Source organism: Streptomyces mirabilis (assembly GCF_018310535.1).
Taxonomy (GTDB): Bacteria; Actinomycetota; Actinomycetes; order Streptomycetales; family Streptomycetaceae; genus Streptomyces.
This window is the reverse complement of the sequence record NZ_CP074102.1, coordinates 8851232-8872907: the sequence shown is the minus strand read 5'-3', so window position 1 is coordinate 8872907 and position 21676 is coordinate 8851232. Positions and strand designations below refer to the sequence as shown.

The 21676-nt window shown below is 68.1% G+C and carries 15 protein-coding genes and 3 pseudogenes; 9 read left to right on the top strand and 9 right to left on the bottom strand.

Annotated elements, in window-relative coordinates; translation table 11 throughout:
• The first annotated feature begins 478 nt into the window (after window positions 1-478).
• The 3 genes from SMIR_RS39565 to SMIR_RS39555 all read left to right on the top strand — a co-directional run bounded on the left by SMIR_RS39565 (window position 479) and on the right by SMIR_RS39555 (window position 2742).
• Window positions 479-1483 (top strand): expansin EXLX1 family cellulose-binding protein, encoded by a 1005-nt coding sequence (locus tag SMIR_RS39565; RefSeq protein WP_249938573.1) that lies wholly within the window; start codon window positions 479-481, stop codon window positions 1481-1483.
• Window positions 1484-1636: 153 nt separating this feature from the next.
• Window positions 1637-2140, top strand: coding sequence for a transposase (locus SMIR_RS39560; protein WP_422664495.1), 504 nt, complete (start codon window positions 1637-1639; stop codon window positions 2138-2140).
• Window positions 2141-2190: 50 nt separating this feature from the next.
• A complete protein-coding gene (locus SMIR_RS39555) occupies window positions 2191-2742 on the top strand; it encodes a hypothetical protein (RefSeq protein WP_212727417.1) in 552 nt (183 codons plus the stop codon).
• Here SMIR_RS39555 and SMIR_RS39550 read toward each other — a convergent pair.
• From SMIR_RS39550 to SMIR_RS39540, 3 genes are all read right to left on the bottom strand, one after another.
• A complete protein-coding gene (locus tag SMIR_RS39550) occupies window positions 2699-3616 on the bottom strand; it encodes an IS5 family transposase (RefSeq protein WP_249938474.1) in 918 nt (305 codons plus the stop codon). The genes SMIR_RS39555 and SMIR_RS39550 overlap by 44 nt on opposite strands.
• A 243-nt stretch (window positions 3617-3859) precedes the next feature.
• The gene (ltrA, locus tag SMIR_RS39545; protein ID WP_249938636.1) at window positions 3860-5062 is read right to left on the bottom strand and encodes a group II intron reverse transcriptase/maturase; all 1203 of its coding nucleotides are present in this window, start codon (window positions 5060-5062) and stop codon (window positions 3860-3862) included.
• Window positions 5063-5816: 754 nt separating this feature from the next.
• Window positions 5817-7268, bottom strand: coding sequence for an NF041680 family putative transposase (locus tag SMIR_RS39540; RefSeq protein WP_168486688.1), 1452 nt, complete (start codon window positions 7266-7268; stop codon window positions 5817-5819).
• 147 nt (window positions 7269-7415) lie between these two features.
• On the opposite strand from SMIR_RS39540, the pseudogene SMIR_RS39535 reads away from it, so the two are divergent.
• The 4 genes and pseudogenes from SMIR_RS39535 to SMIR_RS39520 form a co-directional block, all read left to right on the top strand.
• Window positions 7416-8336, top strand: a pseudogene (locus SMIR_RS39535) (ISAzo13 family transposase); the annotation flags it as partial.
• Window positions 8337-8405: 69 nt separating this feature from the next.
• Window positions 8406-9764 (top strand): IS4 family transposase, encoded by a 1359-nt coding sequence (locus SMIR_RS39530; RefSeq protein ID WP_282190263.1) that lies wholly within the window; start codon window positions 8406-8408, stop codon window positions 9762-9764.
• 17 nt (window positions 9765-9781) lie between these two features.
• A pseudogene (locus tag SMIR_RS39525) lies at window positions 9782-10512 on the top strand (ISAzo13-like element transposase-related protein); the annotation flags it as partial.
• A gap of 3 nt (window positions 10513-10515) precedes the next feature.
• Window positions 10516-11400 (top strand): annotated as a pseudogene (locus tag SMIR_RS39520) (IS701 family transposase); the annotation flags it as partial.
• Between the two features lie 279 nt (window positions 11401-11679).
• Here SMIR_RS39520 and ltrA (SMIR_RS39515) read toward each other — a convergent pair.
• The 4 genes from ltrA (SMIR_RS39515) to tnpA all read right to left on the bottom strand — a co-directional run bounded on the left by ltrA (SMIR_RS39515) (window position 11680) and on the right by tnpA (window position 16842).
• The gene (gene ltrA, locus SMIR_RS39515; RefSeq protein ID WP_249938636.1) at window positions 11680-12882 is read right to left on the bottom strand and encodes a group II intron reverse transcriptase/maturase; all 1203 of its coding nucleotides are present in this window, start codon (window positions 12880-12882) and stop codon (window positions 11680-11682) included.
• A 754-nt stretch (window positions 12883-13636) separates the two neighbouring features.
• The gene (locus SMIR_RS39510) at window positions 13637-15094 is read right to left on the bottom strand and encodes an NF041680 family putative transposase (RefSeq protein WP_168489884.1); all 1458 of its coding nucleotides are present in this window, start codon (window positions 15092-15094) and stop codon (window positions 13637-13639) included.
• A gap of 404 nt (window positions 15095-15498) precedes the next feature.
• A complete protein-coding gene (locus SMIR_RS39505) occupies window positions 15499-15873 on the bottom strand; it encodes a hypothetical protein (protein WP_212728156.1) in 375 nt (124 codons plus the stop codon).
• 540 nt (window positions 15874-16413) lie between these two features.
• Window positions 16414-16842, bottom strand: coding sequence for an IS200/IS605 family transposase (gene tnpA, locus SMIR_RS39500; RefSeq protein ID WP_212728155.1), 429 nt, complete (start codon window positions 16840-16842; stop codon window positions 16414-16416).
• 2 nt (window positions 16843-16844) lie between these two features.
• On the opposite strand from tnpA, the gene SMIR_RS39495 reads away from it, so the two are divergent.
• Window positions 16845-17990: an RNA-guided endonuclease InsQ/TnpB family protein gene (locus SMIR_RS39495; protein WP_212728489.1), complete on the top strand. Its 1146-nt coding sequence runs from the start codon at window positions 16845-16847 to the stop codon at window positions 17988-17990.
• A 353-nt stretch (window positions 17991-18343) separates the two neighbouring features.
• Entirely contained in the window at window positions 18344-19171 is an 828-nt protein-coding gene (locus tag SMIR_RS39490) for an SAM-dependent methyltransferase (protein ID WP_212728154.1), read from the top strand.
• Window positions 19172-19453: 282 nt separating this feature from the next.
• Here the strand turns inward: SMIR_RS39490 and SMIR_RS43995 are convergent, their stop codons facing one another.
• Window positions 19454-20911, bottom strand: a complete 1458-nt coding sequence (locus SMIR_RS43995; RefSeq protein WP_249938572.1) for a hypothetical protein — start codon at window positions 20909-20911, stop codon at window positions 19454-19456.
• 25 nt (window positions 20912-20936) lie between these two features.
• A complete protein-coding gene (locus SMIR_RS39480) occupies window positions 20937-21458 on the bottom strand; it encodes a hypothetical protein (RefSeq protein ID WP_249938571.1) in 522 nt (173 codons plus the stop codon).
• Window positions 21459-21676: the final 218 nt, after the last annotated feature.

The following is a 21676-nucleotide window of genomic DNA, read 5'->3' as shown; positions in this document are numbered from 1 at the left end:
CGCCGTCGACGACGGGGTGGGCGAGGGACATGTCTGTGCTCTTTCAGCCGTTCCATCTGACCGGACCACCTGGCCGGACAACACCAAGTGGTCCGGTGCGGCCGAAAGGTTGCCGCGGACGCGAAGATTCGCAGATCTTTTTTTCCGCCCCGACAGCCACCCGCTCGCCGCGGAGCGCGGCCCGGCGAACGCCGGTGGTGGCGAGCGCCTGATGGCTGCTCCCGTCCCTGCCGCTCACGTCGCGCCCCGCGAACCGCGGCCGCCACCGGTCGTCCGCGCGGACGGCCTTGTCCCGCGGCTCCATGGACCCGACGTCCGCGGAGCACGTAAGCCGTCAACCTTTCGAGGCGGGTTGGTCAAAGATTCGGCCCGGACGGCAACCTTTTCTCGTTCGGCGGCCACTGACGGTCAGGCAGCTTCCGTTCCCGGAAGCTTCGACTGCCGGACGTGCTCCGCCGAACCCCGTAAGGATTCATCCGTGGCATCCCCTTCGCACCACCGCCGGTCCCCCCGCCCCGATAGGCACGCCGCCAGGCGCACGGGCCGCCGTGTTCCCGTGGTCGCCCTGATCGCCGTGGCGGCCGTCGCGCTCGTCGTGTCGCTGGTCGTGGCCTTCCGGCCCGACGGCGCGGGCGACGACGGGTCGAACACGGTCAGACCGGTGGCCGGCGCCCCGGTGACCCCCGCAGTGAGGCCGACGGCGTCGGCATCCGCGTCGCCGAAGCCTTCGACGTCCGGGACCCCGAGCCCGACCGCCGACGGGACGGCCAGTCCCTCGGCCACCCCGTCCTCGGCCCCGTCCTCCACCAAGCCCTCGGCCGAGCGCGCCGCGCCCGCCGCCCGGGCGGCGTCCGGCTCGGCACCGAAGGCCGGGCGGATCCGGCCCGGCACCAGCTACCGGGGGGTCGCCACCGCCTACGTCATCGGCGACGGCAACGGCTCCTGCTCCTACGGCCCGACCTCCGACCGCATGACCGCAGCGATGAACACCACCGACTACGAGACGTCCAAGGCGTGCGGCGCGTACGTGTCCGTCCGCGCGGCGAGCGGCGCGTCCATCACGGTCCGGATCACCAACGAGTGCCCGGCACCCTGCGCGCCCGGCCAACTCGACCTCAGCCACGAGGCGTTCTCCAAGCTCGCCCCGCTCTCCACGGGCCGGATCTCCATCACGTGGCGCCTGCTGAGCCCGGCCATGTCCGACACGATCTCGATCCGCTACAAGGTCGGCTCCAGCCAGTACTGGTGCGGCGTCCAGGCGATCGGCCACCGCAACCCGCTGGCCCGCCTCGAGGTCCGCGCGAACGGCTCCTGGGTCGCACTGCCCCGCACCAGCTACAACTACTTCCTCTCCGAGCACGGCCGCGGATGCGGCGGAACGATCAGGCTCACCGACATCTACGGGCAGCAGCTGACGGTCGCCGGGATCGGCATCCGCCCGGACGCGGTGCAGTCGACCCGGGTCCAGTTCGCCCGGCACTAGTACTCCAGCAGGATTTCGCTGTCTGACCTGGTCTTTCGCCGGGTGGCGGGAGTGTAGCGGGACTCTGAAGGTGCAGGGGCGGTCTCACGGAGACCGCCCCTCGAACGTGCGACAACGCCGCAGGTAGTGACAGCGGCGGGGCAGCCTCCCAGGGTGATCACCGAGTACGCCGCCGCGCAGTGGGACCTCGAACTGGACGATCTCTTCCTGGCCATCGGCCACCGCTTCGGCCGTGTGGAACTGCGCCGCCGCATGCGTGACTACGTCCGCGGGCTGCTCGCCCCGGTGGCCCGCAAGAACAGCTGGCAGCTGGCCGAACAGGCGGGCCACTCCACCCCTGACGGCCTGCAGCACCTGCTCGCCGGTGCGAAGTGGCAGAGCGACGACATCCGCAACGACCTGCAGCAATACGTCGCCGACAAGCTCGGCGAGGACGACGGTGTCCTGATCATCGACGACACCGGCTTCATCAAAAAGGGCACCACGTCGGCCGGAGTCCAGCGGCAATATTCCGGCACCGTCGGGGCTCGTATTTCAATAAGTGCTCGGCAGAGGGGTGTTGGTGGGAGTCTGAGATATGACCCCGTGTCTGTCAGAAGCTGTTGTCTTTCCGGACGTGATCGCCGCGTTTCCGCTGGTCGGGCGTGGGGTCGGTGATTCGGTGGGAGTAGTGGCCTGTCGTGCTGTCGCTCCCTGGGAGGTCGTGGATGCCGTCGGTGGTCGGGCTGTTGGAGCAGCGTGAGCTGGGTGCTCGCCGTCGGTTGGACGGGCTGCGGGAGGAGGCCGACCGCATCCAGGCCGAGCTGGCCGTGGCCGAGCGGGAATGGAAGGAGTGGGCCATCGCCTGCTCGCGGGTCGGCGAGGTGCTGGCCCCGGCAGACGAGAGCGCGCAGGACCACGCCCGGGTCGAGGGGACCGCGCCGGCCGCCGGGGAGCAGACCGCAAAGACGTCGCAGGTGCCGGATGCTGCGAAGACGAAGTCGCAGGTGCCGGTGTGGCGTGAGGGGCTGGCCTGGGCGGTGCTGTCGGTGGACTACCAGCGCATCCTCACGGCGCTCGCGGACCGGCACCGGCTCCATCAAGGGCCGCTGACCTGCCAGGAGATGGCCGCGGCGTTCGGCATGGACGCGGTGCCGGCACGGGTGGAGGCGCTGCGATCGAAGGCGAAACGCCTGGTCGCGCGCGGCTGGCTGGCCGAGCCCGCGCCGGGCAGGTTCACCCTCGCGCAGGCCGTGGCCGGGCCAGGCGGCGGGTCATGAGCAGGGTCATCGACCAGTAGATCATCGCTTCGGCGCTGGTGGTGCGGCGTTCGTAGTCGCGTGCCAGGCGGCGGGTGCGCATCAGGTGGGCGAAGAGGCGCTCGACGATCCACCGCTTGGGCAGCACCACGAAGCCGCGCATGTCGTCGCTGCGTTTGACGATCGCCAGGACCAGCGAGAACGCGGTGAGGCAGTACTCGACGAGGCTGCCGGTGTAGCCGCCGTCGGCCCAGACCAGGGCGAGCCGGTGGTGCACGTCGGCCACCTGCTCCAGCAGCACCCGGGCGGCGGCGCGGTCACCGATGTCCGCGGCGGTGACCATCACCCCCAGCAGCAGGCCGAGCGTGTCGACCACGACGTGCCGCTTGCGCCCGTTGACCAGTTTGCCGCCGTCGAAGCCGCGGCTGTCCGCGCCGACGACGGCGTCCGCCTTGACGGACTGCGAGTCGATCACCGCAGCCGTCGGCTCCGCATCCCGCCCCAGCTCCTCGCGGACCCTGGCCCGCAGCCGGTCGTGGAACTCCTTGACCAGGCTGTGGTCGCGCCAGCGGCGGAAGAACGCGTAGATGCGGTCCCACGGCGGGAAGTCCGCCGGCATCGCCCGCCACTTGATGCCATTGTCGACCAGGTAGCGGATCGCATCGAGTATCGACCGGTGGCAGTACGCCTCCGGCTGCCCGCCCCGGCCCCGCATCCAGCCCGGCACCGGCAGCAACGGGCGGACCACGGCCCACTCCCCGTCCGTCATATCAGTCGGATACCGGCGCTCACGCACCGGATTGTCGGCGGCGTTCCCGAACCGGTGAGCCAGACAGTCACACCCAGGGGTGACCGAGCTGGACTGCCCGGACATCGACACGGAAGACTGCGGCACCAGGGCCTCCTGCTGCTCGGTGACTAGACACCAACGAGCTGTTCAGGAGGCCCTACTTGTATGCACCGACCACCCCGCGACCACCCAATCGGGACTCTCGTTCGACGCGCATCTCTCAAGATCGGAAAGACAACAACTTCTCAGTAGGGTCGGGGACTGGCGCGGTGGCTGATGCCCCGTTTCCAGTCCCCGCCGCTTCAAACCGTGCATGCAGTTCTCCCGCACACGGCTTTCCGACATCGTTCACCGGCTGGCATGCGCCGTTGCCCTGTGCACGTTTCCGGTAAGGCGGTAGACACCGAGCCGGGTGATCCACCCATAAGTAAATCGGGTGGTCCAGTTCCTGCCCGCAAGTCCGTGTTTCGCGCTGGCAAAGATCGCCAGCCGTTCGTGGACATAGCCGTCGACCACGTTGAACTTCCGTCCGGAGTTCCCGTTACGGAAGTACGCCGACCAGCCCCGCAGGACCGGGTTGAGATCGGCGACCACGGCGGATACCGGCCGCTCAGTCTTCGAACGAGCGGTCGCCGCACGGACTTTGTCCCGCAGTACCCGCATCGCCCTGGCCGAGGGCCAGCGTTGCAAGTAGTACCTGCCCCGCCATTTCCACGATTCCATCTTCCGGTGGTGGAAGCCGAGAAAGTCGAAGCCCTGCCCGCCTCGGGTGAGGCAGACGATGCCGGTCTTCTCAGGATGCAATCGCATCCCGAGCCGTTCCAGAACTCGTGCCGCCAATTCACGGGCCTGTTCGGCCCGTTGCTTGGTCGGCGACAGGACTACGAAATCATCGCAGTACCTCACCAACGTCCCCAGCCGGCGACCTTCGTTCTGCCACGCCTCGTCGAGAACGTGCAGCGCGATATTTGCCAGCAATGGGGAAATCGGTGAGCCCTGAGGGGTTCCCGCCCCGGTAGGCGAGGTCACCCCGCCCACCAGGACTCCCATCCGCAGCCAGGCCCGGATCAGCTTCAGCATCGGCCGGTCCACCACACGCCGCGCCACTTGGGCCATCAGCGCCTCATGGTCGATCGTGCCGAAGCAGTCGCGGATATCGGCCTCGAACACCCACTCCCGCCGCTGGTTCGCGGCGACACGCACTGCCTCGCACGCGTCGATCGCGGACCGCTTCGGCCTGAATCCATAGCTCGCCTCGGTGAACTGGGCCTCGAATACTGGTTCCATGACCAGTTTCGCAGCCGTCATCACCACGCGGTCCGCCACGGTGGGGATCGATAGCGGCCGGAACTCCCCCGGCCGCCCCGGTTTGGGAATCTGGACCCGTCGCAGCACTGACGGACGATACGTATGCGCCCGCAGTCTCTGCGAAAGGTCTTGGAGGAATGCATCCACCCCCGAGGATTCCACCGCGTCGACGGTCGTACCGTCCACGCCGGGGGCACCCCGGTTTGCGCACACACCGGCCCACGCCCGCCTCAGAACGTCCATGCGGTGGACATGGCCATACAGGGCGTGAAACCGGCGTTCGGGTTCTTGCTCGGCACAGCGGTAAAGCGTCCGTTGCAAGGCTCGGACCTTGTCCAGAGGACGGCGGACTGGTCCTGCGACGCTTTCCTCCCGGCGGATGGAACTAGCCGTAACGGCACTCATCCGGGTCCCTCCCTGTTTTCGAATCGCGTCGATGAAGCAGGGGCCCTTCGCTCCCAGCGGGTTGTGTTGTCCCGCCGATCGTCACTACTACGACCCCCTCCGACTGCCTCTCGACAACCCGCCATTTCCCGGTTCTGCCGGTTATAGGCAGGCCACGCTTCCCGGGCCGCAATACCCGGGGCCGAGGAGGCTCTCTCCAGTTCCCAGGACAACCTTCCGACCATTCCACGCCCCTTACGCCGGGAGGTTCTTCGACGACCGCTCCAGGTCCGAGATCATCTTCCGTGGCCTTCGCCAATCAAGCACAGGCTCGGCTCCTCCTTGGCCCGCCCGCGGGCGGGGGTTAAATGACGACGCTGCAGGCTTCACTTCATGTTGCGGACTGGTCGGTTGCACGCCCCCGAGAGGCGCTTGTCACTCCACTTCGACGCCACCATTTCGGGCGACGCCGGGAGTCAGCTACCGGGGACCCTGGCGTCTCCCCGGACCGGACTTCCACCGGCTGGCTATCCTGAGCTTGACGTCCGGTTACATCGTTCACACCCCTTCTGAACTGGGAAGACGCCCGGACTGCTGGACGTACGCTTGATCATTAACCTCGCTGCTGTTTCAGGCGGACGTGTTCGGTGAGGGTTTCGATTCGTTTCACGGTCTTTCCAGGCTCGTGACGTGGGGCTGACCTGCGGTTCTTTGAACCGGGTGGGCGTCCGGGTCCGGGCTTGGAGGGTCTGGGCACGTCGGCGGGACGGGCGGTCTTCACGCGGAGGTGGCGGAACCCCCGCCGAACCCGGGCAGGGGTGAGGCGACGAGGTTGCGCCGGCCGCTCCCAGGGCCGACGAAGGTCCTCGGCGAGGGGCCGGGCAAGGCGGAGCTGGGTGTGGGCGGCGATGATCAGCCACGTCCACAGGTCGGCCGTGTGCGGATCGCGGACCTTGGGGACGGTCCAGCCCAGGGTCTGCTTGAACAGTCGGAAGGTATGTTCAAGATCGAATCTGCGAAGGAACGCCTGCCAGCGCAGGTTGACGTCTTCGCCGGTCATGCCGGTGCGTGAGGACCACAGCCATACCGGCTTCGGGTCACGGTCACCGGGCAGGTGCTCAACCTTCAGCCGGATCAACGTGCCGTGGAGCAGAGGGAGTTCACCGCAGTGATCGAGCCAGGGGCCACGGGCCTGTAACCGGGGGTGCATCCGGTCCCAGGCGAGGGCTTCGGCTGTGCCGTAGCGGGTGGTGTCGCACGTGGTGGCCTGGTCAGGGGTGTGCCAGGACTCCGGCTTGGAGAAGGTGAGGACGCCGCCGTGCTTGCGGGGCTGTCCGCCGCGCGGGGTGGAGCGGCGTGGGCCGGCGTCCCGGAGCATGACGCGGTCCGAGCGGAGCCGGCCGACCAGCTCGACGGGCAGGTCGGCCAGGACATAGGCAAGACGGGTGACGTCGTAGCCGGTGTCCATGACGACGAGGATGTCCGCGTCGCCCGGCCGCCACTGCCCGGCGTGCACCAGCCGGGTGACCACCTCGCGCAGCTGGCTGGCGGTCACCGCGGTGGCATCGTCGCACGGCCCCAGCCGGATCGCGTCCAGCACAGCCGTCCAGGACGTGCGTCCCGTCTCCAGCGCGGCAACGAAGGAGTAGGGCCAGCCGGGGATGAACTGATCCGCGCTGCGGCCCCGCCCGTAGACGTGGCAGAACAGCAACTCCGGGCTGGTGGGGGCGTCGGGACGCAGCCAGTTGCTCACGTCCACCGCGAGCACGATCCGCCCGTCGGCGGCACGCGGCAGCGGCGTGGAGGCCAGCAGCCTGCGCAGGCGGCGCGGCTCCAGCCAGCCGTGATTGACCGCGTCGTACATCGCTCCGTGCCCGCGCCGGTGCTCGGCCGTGAGCGTCAACTCGACCAGCGAGGTGACCGGGCCGTCCGAGCACAGCACCGCGTCGGCGAGCTCGAAGAGCGCATCCGCCCGGGTGTAGAGACAGTCGTAGAACTGGACACGAAAGTGGGACAGGACGCCCAACGCGGCGTCGGCGGACTGTTCAGGGGCGAGACTCTTCACCAGCGGCCGTTCCTTCACGCGACGTTGCTCGACACCTCGAAGCGTGAAGAACGGCCGTCCTGCTGTCCCGGGAACGAACCAAGATCAGCGGGTCAGGTGAACGGCCGAGGTTAAACACCAAGCTCAGGCCGCGTTGCCGCTCGTGCTCTGCGGGCCAAGTTCGATCAGATCCTGCCGCACTTCGATGAGCGCCGCCGTCGGTTGTACCTGGCCAGTGAGGCGACGGCCCTCGGCCGCGGCGGGATCGTCCGGGTCGCCGCCGCCTCCGGCACCAGCACTGCAACCATCGCGCGAGGTATTGCCGAGTTGGCCGGTTACTCCTCACCGACCCTGCGGGTCCGGGCTCCAGGTGCGGGCCGCAAGCGGCTGACAGTCACCGACCCTGGTCTGCTGCCCGCGCTGGAGTCGCTGATCGAGCCGCACACCCGAGGCGACGCCGTCTCCCCGTTGCGGTGGACCACGCTGTCGTTACGGGCCCTGGCCTCGGCCCTCACCGCACAGGGCCACCCGGTCAGCGCTTCAACCGTCGGACACCTGCTGCATACCCTGGGCTACAGCCTGCAGGGAACCGCGAAGACGACGGAGGGCATCAGGCATCCGGACCGCGATGCCCAGTTCACCCACCTCAATGCCACCGCCGCCGAGTTCCTCAACGACGCCCAGCCGGTGATCAGCGTCGACACCAAGGCCAAGGAATGGCTCGGCAACCGGGACCGGCCCGGTCGCACCTGGCGGCCGGGCAAGAACGCGATCAAGGTGGACTGCCACACGTTCACCACCAACGACCAGCCCATGGCGATCCCCTACGGGATCTACGACATCGCCAACAACACCGGATGGGTCAACGTCGGCACCGACCACGACACCGCCCAGTTCGCGGTGGAGTCCATCCGACGCTGGTGGCAGCACCGCGGACAGGCGGACCACCCGAATGCCGGCAGGCTCCTGATCACCGCCGACTCCGGCGGCTCCAACGACCCCCGGCGCTGGACCTGGAAAAGCAACCTGGCCGCCTTCGCACGAGAGAGCGGCCTGGAGATCACGGTCTGTCACCTACCGCCGGGGACTCAATGCCGTTGCTTGAACTCGTCAAGCAATTCGTGGTGACGCCGGAGGAGCGCGGTCGTTGGGCCCGGCATGCATCCTTGGGTGGGGTTGTCCGATCATGTGCGACTGGGGGTGGTGACCCGGTGGGTGACTCCGGAACTGGTCGGCGAGGTGCTGGAGAAGTGCCGGGTCCGGGACAAGAAGCCCGGCGCGCTGCCGGCCGGGTTCATGGTCTACTTCACGCTTGCCCTGGCGCTGTTCCAGCAGGACTCCTATGACGATGTGGCGGAGCAACTGGTGGGCTGTATTCGGGAGTTGAGCGGGAGCATCCCGAACAAGTCCTCGTTCACGCGGGCGCGCAGGCGTCTGGGACCGCTGGTCCTGGAGGCTGTCTTCCGCGAGCTGGCCGACCCGTTGGCCCCGGTCGGCCTGGAGGGCTCCTTCTACCGCGGGATGCGGCTGGCCGCGGTGGACGGGTTCGTGCTGGACGCGCCGGACACACCGGCCAACCGGGCCGCGTTCGGTGGGCCGGTCAAGAACGGCCAGCCGGCGGGGTTCCCTCAAGTGCGGGTGGTGACACTGACCGAGTGTGGCACGCACGCGCAGATCGACGCGGCGGTGGGCGGATTCAGCGGCGGTGAGCGGGAGTTGGCGATCACTCTGGCGACCTCGGCGAGCAAGATGCTCGTCATCATGGACCGGGGCTTCCCTGGGGTCGAGTTATGGAAGGCCTATCTCGGATTCGGGGCCCATCTGCTGATCCGGGCTCGCTCGCCGGTGGCGCACCGGCCGGTTGAGTATCTGCCCGACGGGACCTACCTGGGGAGGATGAACCTGGGCGGGCAGAAGGGCGCGCATCCTGGCGGGGTGCTGGTCCGGGTGATCGAGTACCGCGTCGACGGCGGCGAAGTGGTCAGGCTGTTGACCGATCTGTTGGACCCGGTTGCGTATCCGGCGGCGGAGTTGGCAGCGCTTTACCATGCGAGGTGGGAGGCGGAGTCGGCGTTCCGGCAGATCAAGACGTTCCAGCGCGGGCCGGTCGAGGTCCTGCGCTCGGGAGACCCGGATCTGGTGCGGCAGGAGGTCTGGGCGCACCTGGTCGTGCACCACTGCCTCACGCGGGTCATCATGTGTCTGGCCGACGACAACGGCATCAACCCGGACCGGGTCTCGTTCGTCAAGGTCCTCAAGCACACGCGGCGCAGCGTGGTCCGGCAGTGCGCGGATACGCCCAAGAAGATCAAGAAGTTCCTGGCTGTGCTGGCGGCGAAGGTGCGCCGGAAGCTCGACAACGGCGCCAGGCGCCTGCGCGAGGCGGACCGGCACCTCAAACGGCCGGACTCGAAGTACTCCTCGAAGCTCTCCTACCGGATCAACACCCGGGACCGGCAACCGACACGGCGGATCACAGCCAAGGCCATCACGCTGCACACCGCGATAGTCCAGTAGTCAAGCAACGGCATTGGCCGGGGACTTCGAAGTGGAACAAGATAGAGCACCGGATGTTCTGTCACATCACCGCGAACTGGCGGGGGCGGCCGCTGACCAGCTACCAGGTCGTCCTCGAGACCATCGCCGCCACAACAACCAAGACCGGCCTGACCATCGGGGCCGAACTGGACACAGGCAACTACGACCTCGGCATCAGCGTCACACCCGCCGAGTTCCACACCCTTCCGATCACACCCAACACCTTCCACGGCGACTGGAACTACACACTGTCTCCCGTTCCACCGCGAGCGCCAGACGCGCCGACAACGACACACCGGACCGACCCGGCCCTGACCGCGATGCTCACCGATCCGGCCCTGACCGGCATGTCACGAACCGCCTTCGAGCATTTAGTGGCGGTCTCGGAGCCATTCTGGGACGCCATGGCCGAGGCAGCATTCCAGCGACGCTTCCACCGCCCGCGCAGCTACCGCCACCCACAGACCAGCAGTGTGGACCACACCCACCGGCTCCTGGCAGCCATCCTGCGCCGCCGCAGAGCGGTGACCATGACCTTCCTGGCCCAACTACTGGGCGTCAACCGCACCAACCTGTCCATCCAGTACCAGGACGCAAAACGGCTCCTGGACCTGCACCGGATCCTCGTCACGCCGATACCCGGATCGCCCGCCCGCACATTGGAACAGCTACACGCCCGAACAACCCCCGCGGAAACCCGTCGCTGACAGTTATTGAAATACGGGCCCCCGGCCGCACCGAGAACTGCCAGATCGGCGTCTTCGCCGCCTACGCCACTGCCCGCGGCCGCGCCCTGGTCGATCGCGACCTGTATCTCCCGAAGTCCTGGACCGAGGACCGAGAACGCTGCCGCACCGCAAAGGTCCCTGACGAGCGGGAGTTCGCCACCAAGGGCGAACTGGCCCGACACATGGTGCTGCGGGCCCTCGCCTCGCCGCTGCCCATCGCATGGGTCACTGCGGATTCCGCCTACGGGCAGGACAACCGCTTCCGCCGACTGTTGGAACAGTCGGGCACCGGCTACGTGCTGGCCGTTCCCAAGTCCCAGTTCAGCGTGGGGTGTTCCCGGATCGAGGGTCTGTTCGCGCAGGCCCCCGACGAGGCGTGGGAGAAGGTCTCATGCGGCGACGGCGCGAAGGGACCCCGCGTCTATCATTGGGCGGCGGTGCGGCTGCCGGCCGTCGCCGAATTCGACTACCAGGGCGAGGTCCCTCACCGGATGCGATGGGCGCTGGCCCGGCGCAGCATCAGCAAGCCCGACGAGATCGCCTACTACCTCGCCTACGCGCCCCTGGAGACCACGGTCCAGGAGTTGGTGTGCGTCGCCGGGGCACGCTGGGCGATCGAGGAGTGTTTCCAGACCGCGAAGAACGAGTGCGGCCTGGACCAGTACGAGGTCCGCCGCTACGTGGGCTGGTATCGGCACGTCACCCTGGCCATGCTCGCGCACGCCTTCCTGGCCGCCACAGCACACCAGGCCGGGGAAAAGGGGGTGCAACCAGTGAGACGACCGGGGCCGTCGCGCTCACAGTGGCGGAGGTTCGGCGACTCCTGGCAGCTTGTCGTCCCCTGCCCCCGCACCTGCGCGGACACCGAAGACGACACCACGCGCTGAGCTGGTCGAACTGGCGCCGCCGACGCCAAGCAGTCGCCCGCCGCTGTCACTACCTGCGGCGTTGTCGCACGTTCGAGGGGCGGTCTCCGTGAGACCGCCCCTGCACCTTCAGAGTCCCGCTACACTCCCGCCACCCGGCGAAAGACCAGGTCAGACAGCGAAATCCTGCTGGAGTACTAGTAGGGTCGGGGACTGGCGCGGTGGCTGATGCCCCGTTTCCAGTCCCCGCCGCTTCAAACCGTGCATGCAGTTCTCCCGCACACGGCTTTCCGACATCGTTCACCGGCTGGCATGCGCCGTTGCCCTGTGCACGTTTCCGGTAAGGCGGTAGACACCGAGCCGGGTGATCCACCCATAAGTAAATCGGGTGGTCCAGTTCCTGCCCGCAAGTCCGTGTTTCGCGCTGGCAAAGATCGCCAGCCGTTCGTGGACATAGCCGTCGACCACGTTGAACTTCCGTCCGGAGTTCCCGTTACGGAAGTACGCCGACCAGCCCCGCAGGACCGGGTTGAGATCGGCGACCACGGCGGATACCGGCCGCTCAGTCTTCGAACGAGCGGTCGCCGCACGGACTTTGTCCCGCAGTACCCGCATCGCCCTGGCCGAGGGCCAGCGTTGCAAGTAGTACCTGCCCCGCCATTTCCACGATTCCATCTTCCGGTGGTGGAAGCCGAGAAAGTCGAAGCCCTGCCCGCCTCGGGTGAGGCAGACGATGCCGGTCTTCTCAGGATGCAATCGCATCCCGAGCCGTTCCAGAACTCGTGCCGCCAATTCACGGGCCTGTTCGGCCCGTTGCTTGGTCGGCGACAGGACTACGAAATCATCGCAGTACCTCACCAACGTCCCCAGCCGGCGACCTTCGTTCTGCCACGCCTCGTCGAGAACGTGCAGCGCGATATTTGCCAGCAATGGGGAAATCGGTGAGCCCTGAGGGGTTCCCGCCCCGGTAGGCGAGGTCACCCCGCCCACCAGGACTCCCATCCGCAGCCAGGCCCGGATCAGCTTCAGCATCGGCCGGTCCACCACACGCCGCGCCACTTGGGCCATCAGCGCCTCATGGTCGATCGTGCCGAAGCAGTCGCGGATATCGGCCTCGAACACCCACTCCCGCCGCTGGTTCGCGGCGACACGCACTGCCTCGCACGCGTCGATCGCGGACCGCTTCGGCCTGAATCCATAGCTCGCCTCGGTGAACTGGGCCTCGAATACTGGTTCCATGACCAGTTTCGCAGCCGTCATCACCACGCGGTCCGCCACGGTGGGGATCGATAGCGGCCGGAACTCCCCCGGCCGCCCCGGTTTGGGAATCTGGACCCGTCGCAGCACTGACGGACGATACGTATGCGCCCGCAGTCTCTGCGAAAGGTCTTGGAGGAATGCATCCACCCCCGAGGATTCCACCGCGTCGACGGTCGTACCGTCCACGCCGGGGGCACCCCGGTTTGCGCACACACCGGCCCACGCCCGCCTCAGAACGTCCATGCGGTGGACATGGCCATACAGGGCGTGAAACCGGCGTTCGGGTTCTTGCTCGGCACAGCGGTAAAGCGTCCGTTGCAAGGCTCGGACCTTGTCCAGAGGACGGCGGACTGGTCCTGCGACGCTTTCCTCCCGGCGGATGGAACTAGCCGTAACGGCACTCATCCGGGTCCCTCCCTGTTTTCGAATCGCGTCGATGAAGCAGGGGCCCTTCGCTCCCAGCGGGTTGTGTTGTCCCGCCGATCGTCACTACTACGACCCCCTCCGACTGCCTCTCGACAACCCGCCATTTCCCGGTTCTGCCGGTTATAGGCAGGCCACGCTTCCCGGGCCGCAATACCCGGGGCCGAGGAGGCTCTCTCCAGTTCCCAGGACAACCTTCCGACCATTCCACGCCCCTTACGCCGGGAGGTTCTTCGACGACCGCTCCAGGTCCGAGATCATCTTCCGTGGCCTTCGCCAATCAAGCACAGGCTCGGCTCCTCCTTGGCCCGCCCGCGGGCGGGGGTTAAATGACGACGCTGCAGGCTTCACTTCATGTTGCGGACTGGTCGGTTGCACGCCCCCGAGAGGCGCTTGTCACTCCACTTCGACGCCACCATTTCGGGCGACGCCGGGAGTCAGCTACCGGGGACCCTGGCGTCTCCCCGGACCGGACTTCCACCGGCTGGCTATCCTGAGCTTGACGTCCGGTTACATCGTTCACACCCCTTCTGAACTGGGAAGACGCCCGGACTGCTGGACGTACGCTTGATCTTTAACCTGTGCGGCGGGGTCGTGGGGTGGTTGACTTCTTCGTTCTCTGCTTCGGCGGCTGTGTTTTGCGGGGTGTGTGCACGTCGTGGCGGGGTGTGGGTCGGGTGTTCTTTCGGCCTGGTGGTCGTCCGGGGCCGGGTCGGGAGGGTTTCGGTGCTTGGGCCGGGCAGGCGGCTTGTGGGCGGATGTGCCGGAAGTCGCGGCGGACGCGGGCAGGAGTGAGTCTGTCCGGGGAACTGGGTTTCTCCCAGGGGCGTCGTAGGTCGGCTGCGAGTGGGCGGGCGAGACGGAGTTGTGTGTAGGCGGCGAGGATCAGCCAGGTCCATCGGTCGGCTGCCTCGGGGGTGCGGATCTTCGGGGAGGTCCAGCCGAGGGTCTGTTTGAAGAGGCGGAAGGTGTGCTCGATGTCGAAGCGCCGCAGGTAGGCCTGCCAGAGGCGGTCTGCGTCTGCCGGGGTGGCGTCGGTGCCGGACCACCACAGCCAGACGGGCTTGGGGGTTGCTCCGCTGGGCAGGTGGTCGATGTCCAGGCGGATCACGGTCCCCTCGACGATCGGGAGGGTGCCGTCGGCTGCGGCCCAGGAGGAGCGGTGGGTCAGTTTGGGGTGGAGCCGGTTCCAGGAACGAGCGGTGGCGGTGCCGTAGAGGCGTGTGTCGGTGACGGTTTCGGTGTCCGGGGTGTCCCAGGTGTCGGGCTGTCCGAAGACGAACTCGCTGCCGTGCCGGGGAGGCCGGCCCTGGGTGTGCGGCAGCCGGGGCGGGACAGCTCTGCGCAGGACGCGGTCCGAACGCATCCGGGCCAGCACCTGCACGGGCAGGTCCCTCAGGAGGAAGCCGAGGCGGGGTGCGTCGTATCCGGCGTCCGCGACGATGAGGATGTCCGGGTCGCCCGTCTGCCACTGCCCCGCTGCGATCAGTCGCTGAAGCAGATCGCGCAGCTGCCGGGCGGTGACGGTGGCGGTGTCGTCGCCGGGCGCCAGGCGCAGCGCGTCCAGGGGTGCGGTCCATGAGCTGCGGCCTGGCTCGAGTGCGCAGATGATCGAGTAGGGCCAGCCGGGGACGGGGATGTGCTGGTCCTTGCCCCGGCCGTAGGTGTGGCACAGGATCCGCTGTGGTGAGGTGTGGGCATCGGGCCGCAGCCAGCAGGTGACGTCGACGGCCAGGACCAGCCGGCCGTCGGCAGCCCGCGGCAGTGGCACTTCGGCCAGTGCCCGCCGCAGCCGGCCGGCGTCGATGCGTCCACGGGCCAGGGCGGCGTAGAGCCCGCCATGGCCGCGGCGGTGTTCACCCACCAGCGACAGCTCGGCCAGCGACCTCACCGGCCCGTCACCGCACAGAACGGCATCAGCCAGCTCGAACAACGCGTCCGAACGAGCGGTCAGACAGGAGTAGAACTCGCCCCGGAAGCATGACAGTTGCGCCAACGGCTCTCGCCGGACAGCGTGATGCAGCAGACTCATCCTCACGGCCTTCGTGCTGGACGTGTGTGTTCCTTGGTCGGAGCACATGTTCAGCCGAAGGCCGCTTCCGCGTACGGCAGTTACCGGACCGAGCGATCAAGTTCGACGCACCATTCGACTCCGGACGTTAAAGATCAAGCTAGGCCGCGTATCGAAAGTGGATCTTGAGCGATGAATGATCGTGGTTCATGGGGCGGGGAGATCTCTAGGCACCGGGCACAGCCACCGCAGACACCGGGCAGCGTGGACGGCGGGGCTGCGCACCGCCGAGCAGCCGGTCGACTGACCGGCGGGCGCCCGCCCCGTGGCGGCGGCGGGCGCCGTACGGGGCCGGCGCCCGCCTGAATGCACGGCTGCTGTCCGGAGTGGTCACGCCAGTGCGGCACCCCGTGGGAGCGCGCGGGCTACCTGCCGGTGTCCTGGTACGGGGAGGCGCAGTAGTCGACGCTGTCAATGACCACGCACGCCGTGAAGAGAATGATCGGATTGCTCTGGATGTCGGTGGTTTCGCTGCACTTGCCCTTGAAGTTCGACAGCGTCTGAAGGTTTCCGACCCTGCGGTAGTAGCGGACGGCGACCCCGTAGCCGTCCGACGGATAGGCGTCGCAGACCCTGACGGCGCCGTTCGCACCGTAGGACACGGCCTTCGCGCGGGTATAAGCGCCGTAGGCGACGATGGAGGTGCGGTCGGCGGCCTGCGCCGGCCCCGAAAGCGCCAGTGCGCCCAGCAGAGCCGCGCCGGCGGTCAGTGCCCGCTCCGTCTTCCGATACCTGGTCATGATCTTTCCCTTCTCGTCGGCCCGTCGGGCCTAAAGGTCCCCCGTGGCGTGTGCCTCGGGCTGGGCGGGGCCGGTCGAGGTGCTGTCGGGCATCGAGCTTTCCGGCCGCGGCTTTGTCTGGCAGCCCCCTGCTGCCACTTCGGACAATCCCGTAGCGCCGCGTCGGAGCGAGGCTGCCGTTGACCAGGACGCCGGGGAGCGTGTCGCCATCCATGCCGTCTGGCCCGGACTTCCACAGTGCGCCAGGCCGGGTGTCGGAGCTCATGAGTGCCTCCTGCCGCAGTCGCTACGGTTTCCCCCTGAGAGGGAGGCGAGCCCCGGAGTGTGACATCGACGCCCCCGGAGGTGACCCACATCTCACTGCTCGACAGCGCGTGGTCCACACATGGACGCAGTCGACACCCAGGCAAGGAGCTGGGTGAGGCAGTTCAGCATGATCTAGCGCGAAACCCCGGGCGTTCACGCCCGGGAGGAAGCGCTTCTCTGGACTGCTCTGGCCCGCGCGCGTGCATGGGTCTGCACTGTTTTGGCCTCAGCTGTCTACTGCGGGCGCTTCTGGTTCTCGATGCACTCCTTGATGATGCTCAGCGGGGCGCCGCCGCAGCTCGCCGCGAAGTACGAGGGTGACCAGAAGTGCGCGCCCCACAGGTACTTGTGGATGTGGTCGGGGTACTCCTGGCGGAGTCTGCGGGCGGAGACGCCTTTGAGGGAACCGACCAGCTTGGAGACCGAGACCTTGGGCGGGTAGTGCACGAGGAGGTGGACGTGATCCTTCTCGCCGTTGAACTCGACCAGTTCGGTTTCGAAGTCGGCGCAGACGGCTCGGTTGACTTCCTCGCAGCGTCGCAGGATCTCGTCGGTGAACGGCCCGCGCCGGTACTTCGGAGTGAAGACCAAGTGGGCGTGGAGGGTGTAGACGACCGTGCGGCCCCTGCGGATATTGGGGTTTGGTTCCCAGCGTGGTGACATAGATCAACTGTGTCAAACTGGTGCCGGATGCCGCGCAGGCATCCGCTGTCGGCGCGACCTTGCACACGGTCAATGACCGGGCCAACTGGGTGTCCGGGGTGGCTTTCGCCCATGGTGTGCCGCGCGAGTACGAGCTGCGCAAGCACACCTACGCCGAGCTGAAAGCGGCCGGTCTCGGAGCGCAGGCCGCGCAGCACACGATCAAGATCGTGGACGCCTACACCACGCTGCGGGCGAACCTGCGGGCGGGGAACCTCGGCAAGCCCGGCTCGAAGCGCCGGAAGAAGGCCGAGTCCAAGCCGGTCGCCTTCCGCCCTGAGGCCGCGCATCCGTTTGACGACCGGTGCTTGTCCTGGCAGTACGACGCGCAGACCGTCTCCATCTGGACCACCGCCGGACGACTCAAGAACGTCCGCTTCGTCTGTTCCCCGGACGCGCTGAAAACTTTACGGGAGTACCGCAAGGGCGAATCGGACCTGACCGAACGTGACGGCGTCTTCTACCTGATCGCCGTGTGCGAAGTTCCCGAGGCCGAGCAGTACGAGCCCGGCCAGTTCATCGGCGTGGACCTCGGCATCGCCAACATCGCCACCACGTCCACCGGATACCGGGCGGCCGGTCGCGGCCTGAACCGGCACCGTAAGCGGCAGCTCGACCTGCGGAAGAAGTTGCAGGCCAAGGGCACCAAGTCCGCCCGGCGACGGCTCAAGAACCGGCGCCGCAAGGAAGCGCGGCACGCCGGACACGTCAACCACATCATCGCGAAACAGATCGTGGCCGAGGCTGAACGCACCTCGTCCGGCATCGCCCTGGAAGATCTGGGCGGAATCCGGCAGAGGGTACGGCTCCGCAAGCCCCAACGGGTCACGCTCCACTCCTGGGCCTTCCACCAGCTCGGGAAGTTCGTTGAGTACAAGGCACGCCGGGCAGGCGTCCCGCTGGTGTACGTCGATCCGGCGTACACCAGCCAGGAATGCGCCGAGTGCCATCACATCGAGAAGAAGAACCGGGTCGACCAGGCCCTCTTCATTTGCCGGAAGTGCGGGGTCGTTGCCCACGCCGACCGGAATGCTTCCCACAGCATCGCCACTCGCGGTAAGTCTGTGTGGATTGCGGGGCGTGAGTCACGCGTCCCAGCACCTTTCTAGGTGTCTGGACGGAGGAGGCCACACCACAGCCAGTGGTGCCCTACCTCCAAGCCCGCTCGTTTACGGCCGGGTCAAGTTGACGCCTGACCGCTGCATGGAGATACCAGGACATCGCTGGGCCACAGCGGCGACGGTATGGCTGCAAAGCGCCAACTATTGCTTCAATCCACACGAGTTCACCTACGAGCAGCCCGGGAACCCCCGACAGATGCTGTCCTTGGACAGTGAAGCCAGTCGCCCTGTCATCCAATCGAGGCGTTTGACACCGAGCCCAGGCATCCATGCCCTCGCGCCGCCCCCGCCCGGCCGGAGGATCCCAAAACGAGGGTCCGCAGGCGACGTTGCGGGAAAGAATGGCAGCCATGACGTACGAAGGCTCCTCCATCGACCCGGCCAAGCCCAGCATCGCCCGCGTCTACGACTACCTGCTCGGCGGCAAGGACAACTACGCCGTGGACCGTGAGATCGGCGACGTGTTCAAGCGCGACCTGCCCGGTTCGGTGGCCATCGCCTTCGCCAACCGCGCAGCCCTGACCCGGGCGGTCAGGGAGATCGCGAAGACCACCGGCATTCGGCAGTTCATCGACCTGGGCAGTGGCCTGCCGACCGCGGACAACGTCCACCAGGTCGCGCAACGGCACGCCCCCGAGTCCCGAGTCGTCTACGTCGACATCGACCCCCAAGTGCTGGTCCACGGCCGCGCACTGCTGGAGAACAACGACCGGACCCGCGTCGTCGCGGTCGATGTGCGCAACCCCGAAGGCATCCACACTCACCCCGACACCCTGGAAATCATCGACTTCACTCGTCCCGTCGCCGTCATCCTCAGCGCCATCCTCCACCACGTCAACGATGACGAGGACCCGGCCGGCATCGTCCGCTACTGGCGAGACCACGTCCCCTCCGGAAGTTACTTCTTCATCAGCCACTTCCGCTCCGGCAACAACCCGGAGACCGCGGAGGCCGAGAAGGTCCTCCAGCAGACGTTCGGCCGCGGCCGGTGGCGCACCGACGCGGAGATCGCCTCCCTGCTGGACGGCCTGGAGATCCTCGACCCCGGGATCGTCCCCGCGTCCCTGTGGCGTCCCGACGAGAGCGACAACCCGTGGAACAGCGGCGAAAGACGAGAGCTCACGGTCTGGGAACACCTCATCGCCGCCGGACTGGCCCGGAAAGCCTAGACGTGATCCCCGGATGACGATCGCCGGGCAGCTGCGCCTCCGGCCGACAGGTCGCCGGGGTGGCGAAGCTCCTCGGCATCGACGCCGGCAGACAGAGCTGCAGACATTGCTCGGCAACACCTTCCGCGACGGCCCCGGTGGCGGCACCCGCACTTGCGGCTGGGCGAACTCGCACGCGGTAACCGGACGGAGTCCGCCCAGCGGCACGGCGCCCCAGTCTTGTCTGGGACACCGTCTGTGACCGACAGTCGATGTGCTCTAGCCACAACTGGGTTGGTGGAGTCATGCGGGGCGGGTGGGCGAGGGCAGCAGGCCGTCGCCGGGCCAGAACTCTTGCTCGGCCACCAGGCAGGCGAGGAACTGATCGACCTCGGCCAGGACGGCGGCACGCTCCGCCGGTCCGTAGGCGATGAACTCGTCAGCCGCGGCGTCGAAGGCGCGCACGTGGCTGTGAGGTCCGGTGCAGATGAGGGCACGTCCGATCTCGGGCAGGCCGAGGCTGAGGGCGTCGCACTCCCCGTCGCGGACGAGCTGCAGCAGGTCGGTGGTGACGCTCTCCCAGTCGCCGACCGTCGGCCAGTCGGCGCCGCCACCCAGTTCGTGAGTGAGGGTGGCCAGCGGGACGATCTCTCCCGGATGGCGTGCTTGGGTGAGGCGGTCGTGGATCTGGGCCCCGTCGGGCTGCCGTACCCGGGGGTGGAGCAGAGAGGCAGCAGCCACCAGGGTGGTGTTGATCTCCTGGGCGCCGGGGCCGGGGTAGTACGGCTCGTGCGCGAAGAGCAGGTAGACGTCCGCAGCGTGGCCGGCGTGATCGGGCTGAGTCTGGGGCTTGGGGTGGAATCCCTTCAGTGGTGACGAGCCGGGTGTGCGTCGGGATGCTGGCCGTGCCGTCTGTTCGAAACCGGGCGGGTATGGGCCCAACGGCCGCTCGTGCCAGCCGGGCTGGTCCGCGTCGGCTGGCCCGTCCTGGGTGTGGGTGCGCTTCAGGCTCTGGGCGGCCTGGTCTGCGAGCTGGACCAGCAGCCGTTCGCGGGCGATGAGGTCGGCCGAGGCTGAGCGGGTGTCCTGGGTCTGGAGCAGGTCGGCGGCGTCCCACAGCAGGTGCTGGCCGATCTCGGCCGCGCGGCGCAGCTCGTAGCGGTCGCTGCCGGCGGCGGCCTGGACGAGGGAGGTGTGCAGGGCGGCGAGGCGCTGCAGGTAGCGGCAGGAGCCGTCGCCTTCGACGTTGCGGACGTGTTCGCGGGCCCGGGCGTCCAGCTGGCCCGGCAGGTGCTCGGCGAGTATCGGAGCGAGCACCATTCCCGGCAGCACGGCCTCGACGGGAACGCCGTGGCCCATCGCGAACAGGCCTGCGAGCACGCTGATGACGCCGACGGCGACGGCGGAGAGCCGGAGGGACCCGGGGATGGTGGGGGCCAGGGTGAGGCGCTGGGCGGGGTGTCTGGTCAGCCAGCGCAGGGCCAGGCGTTGCATGCGGCTCGCGGTGGGGGTGAGAACGCCGATCTGATGGGGGTGATCGGGCGGGGTGCCGTCACCGGGAACGGTCCAGGCGAGCCAGCCCCACCGGGTGCGTTCGTAGACGAGGACGGGTTCGCACTCGGCCGTGCAGGTGTGGTCGCGGACGTGGCCGGTTCGCAGGGCACGTGAGCGTTCCGCCTCCCACCGGCCCGGGTCGAGGGTGAAGGGGCGCCGGTACTGCGCGGCCGCGGTCGGTGGCGGTGTGCGGAGCGTGTCCGTCACGGGCTTCTTCCTTCCAGTGGGTCGGTCAGGCGGAGGCGCACGTCCTGCAGCGGCCGTCGCCGTCGGGGTGGGCCCGACGGGGCGTCGGGCCCGGGCAGGTGCGGCACAGCGGCCAGCCCAGGCAGGCCGGGCAGAGGTCTTCGCCGGGGACGGTGGCGGGCACCCCACAGCCGGCGCACTCGACGAGGGCCCGGTAGGTCAGGGCCTCGGTCACGCTGCGGGCGGCGGCCCCCATCGATGACCGCTCGGCTGTCGCCGACGCGTACGGCTCGTCCCACGGGGCGGCATCGTGGTGGTCCGCTGCGGTGGCGGGCGGCGGGTAAGCCTGCGCGGCGCGGAGCCGAGCGGCGATGATCGCGCCAACCGAGGTGCGCACCGGGTCCGGCAGGGGCCGGCCGGTGATGACGTGGCGCAGCTGCTCGCTGCTCCAGCCGGCGTCCATCATCACGGTCGCCACGCGGCCCTGATCGGTCAGCGGCTTCCCGGTCAGCAGGAGTTCAGGACGGCTCGCTCCGATCTCGAGCAGCAGCCGGATCCCCGGATGCATCTCGTCCGCCGGAGGCGGGGACGCTGCGGCGTCCAGGGGGTCCGTCCTTCCGTTCGTTCGTGCGGCGTCGCCGCGGCCACACGGACGGAAGGGGTTGGTCTTCTGCTTGTTGGTCTTCTTAGTAGGGTCGGGGACTGGCGCGGTGGCTGATGCCCCGTTTCCAGTCCCCGCCGCTTCAAACCGTGCATGCAGTTCTCCCGCACACGGCTTTCCGACAT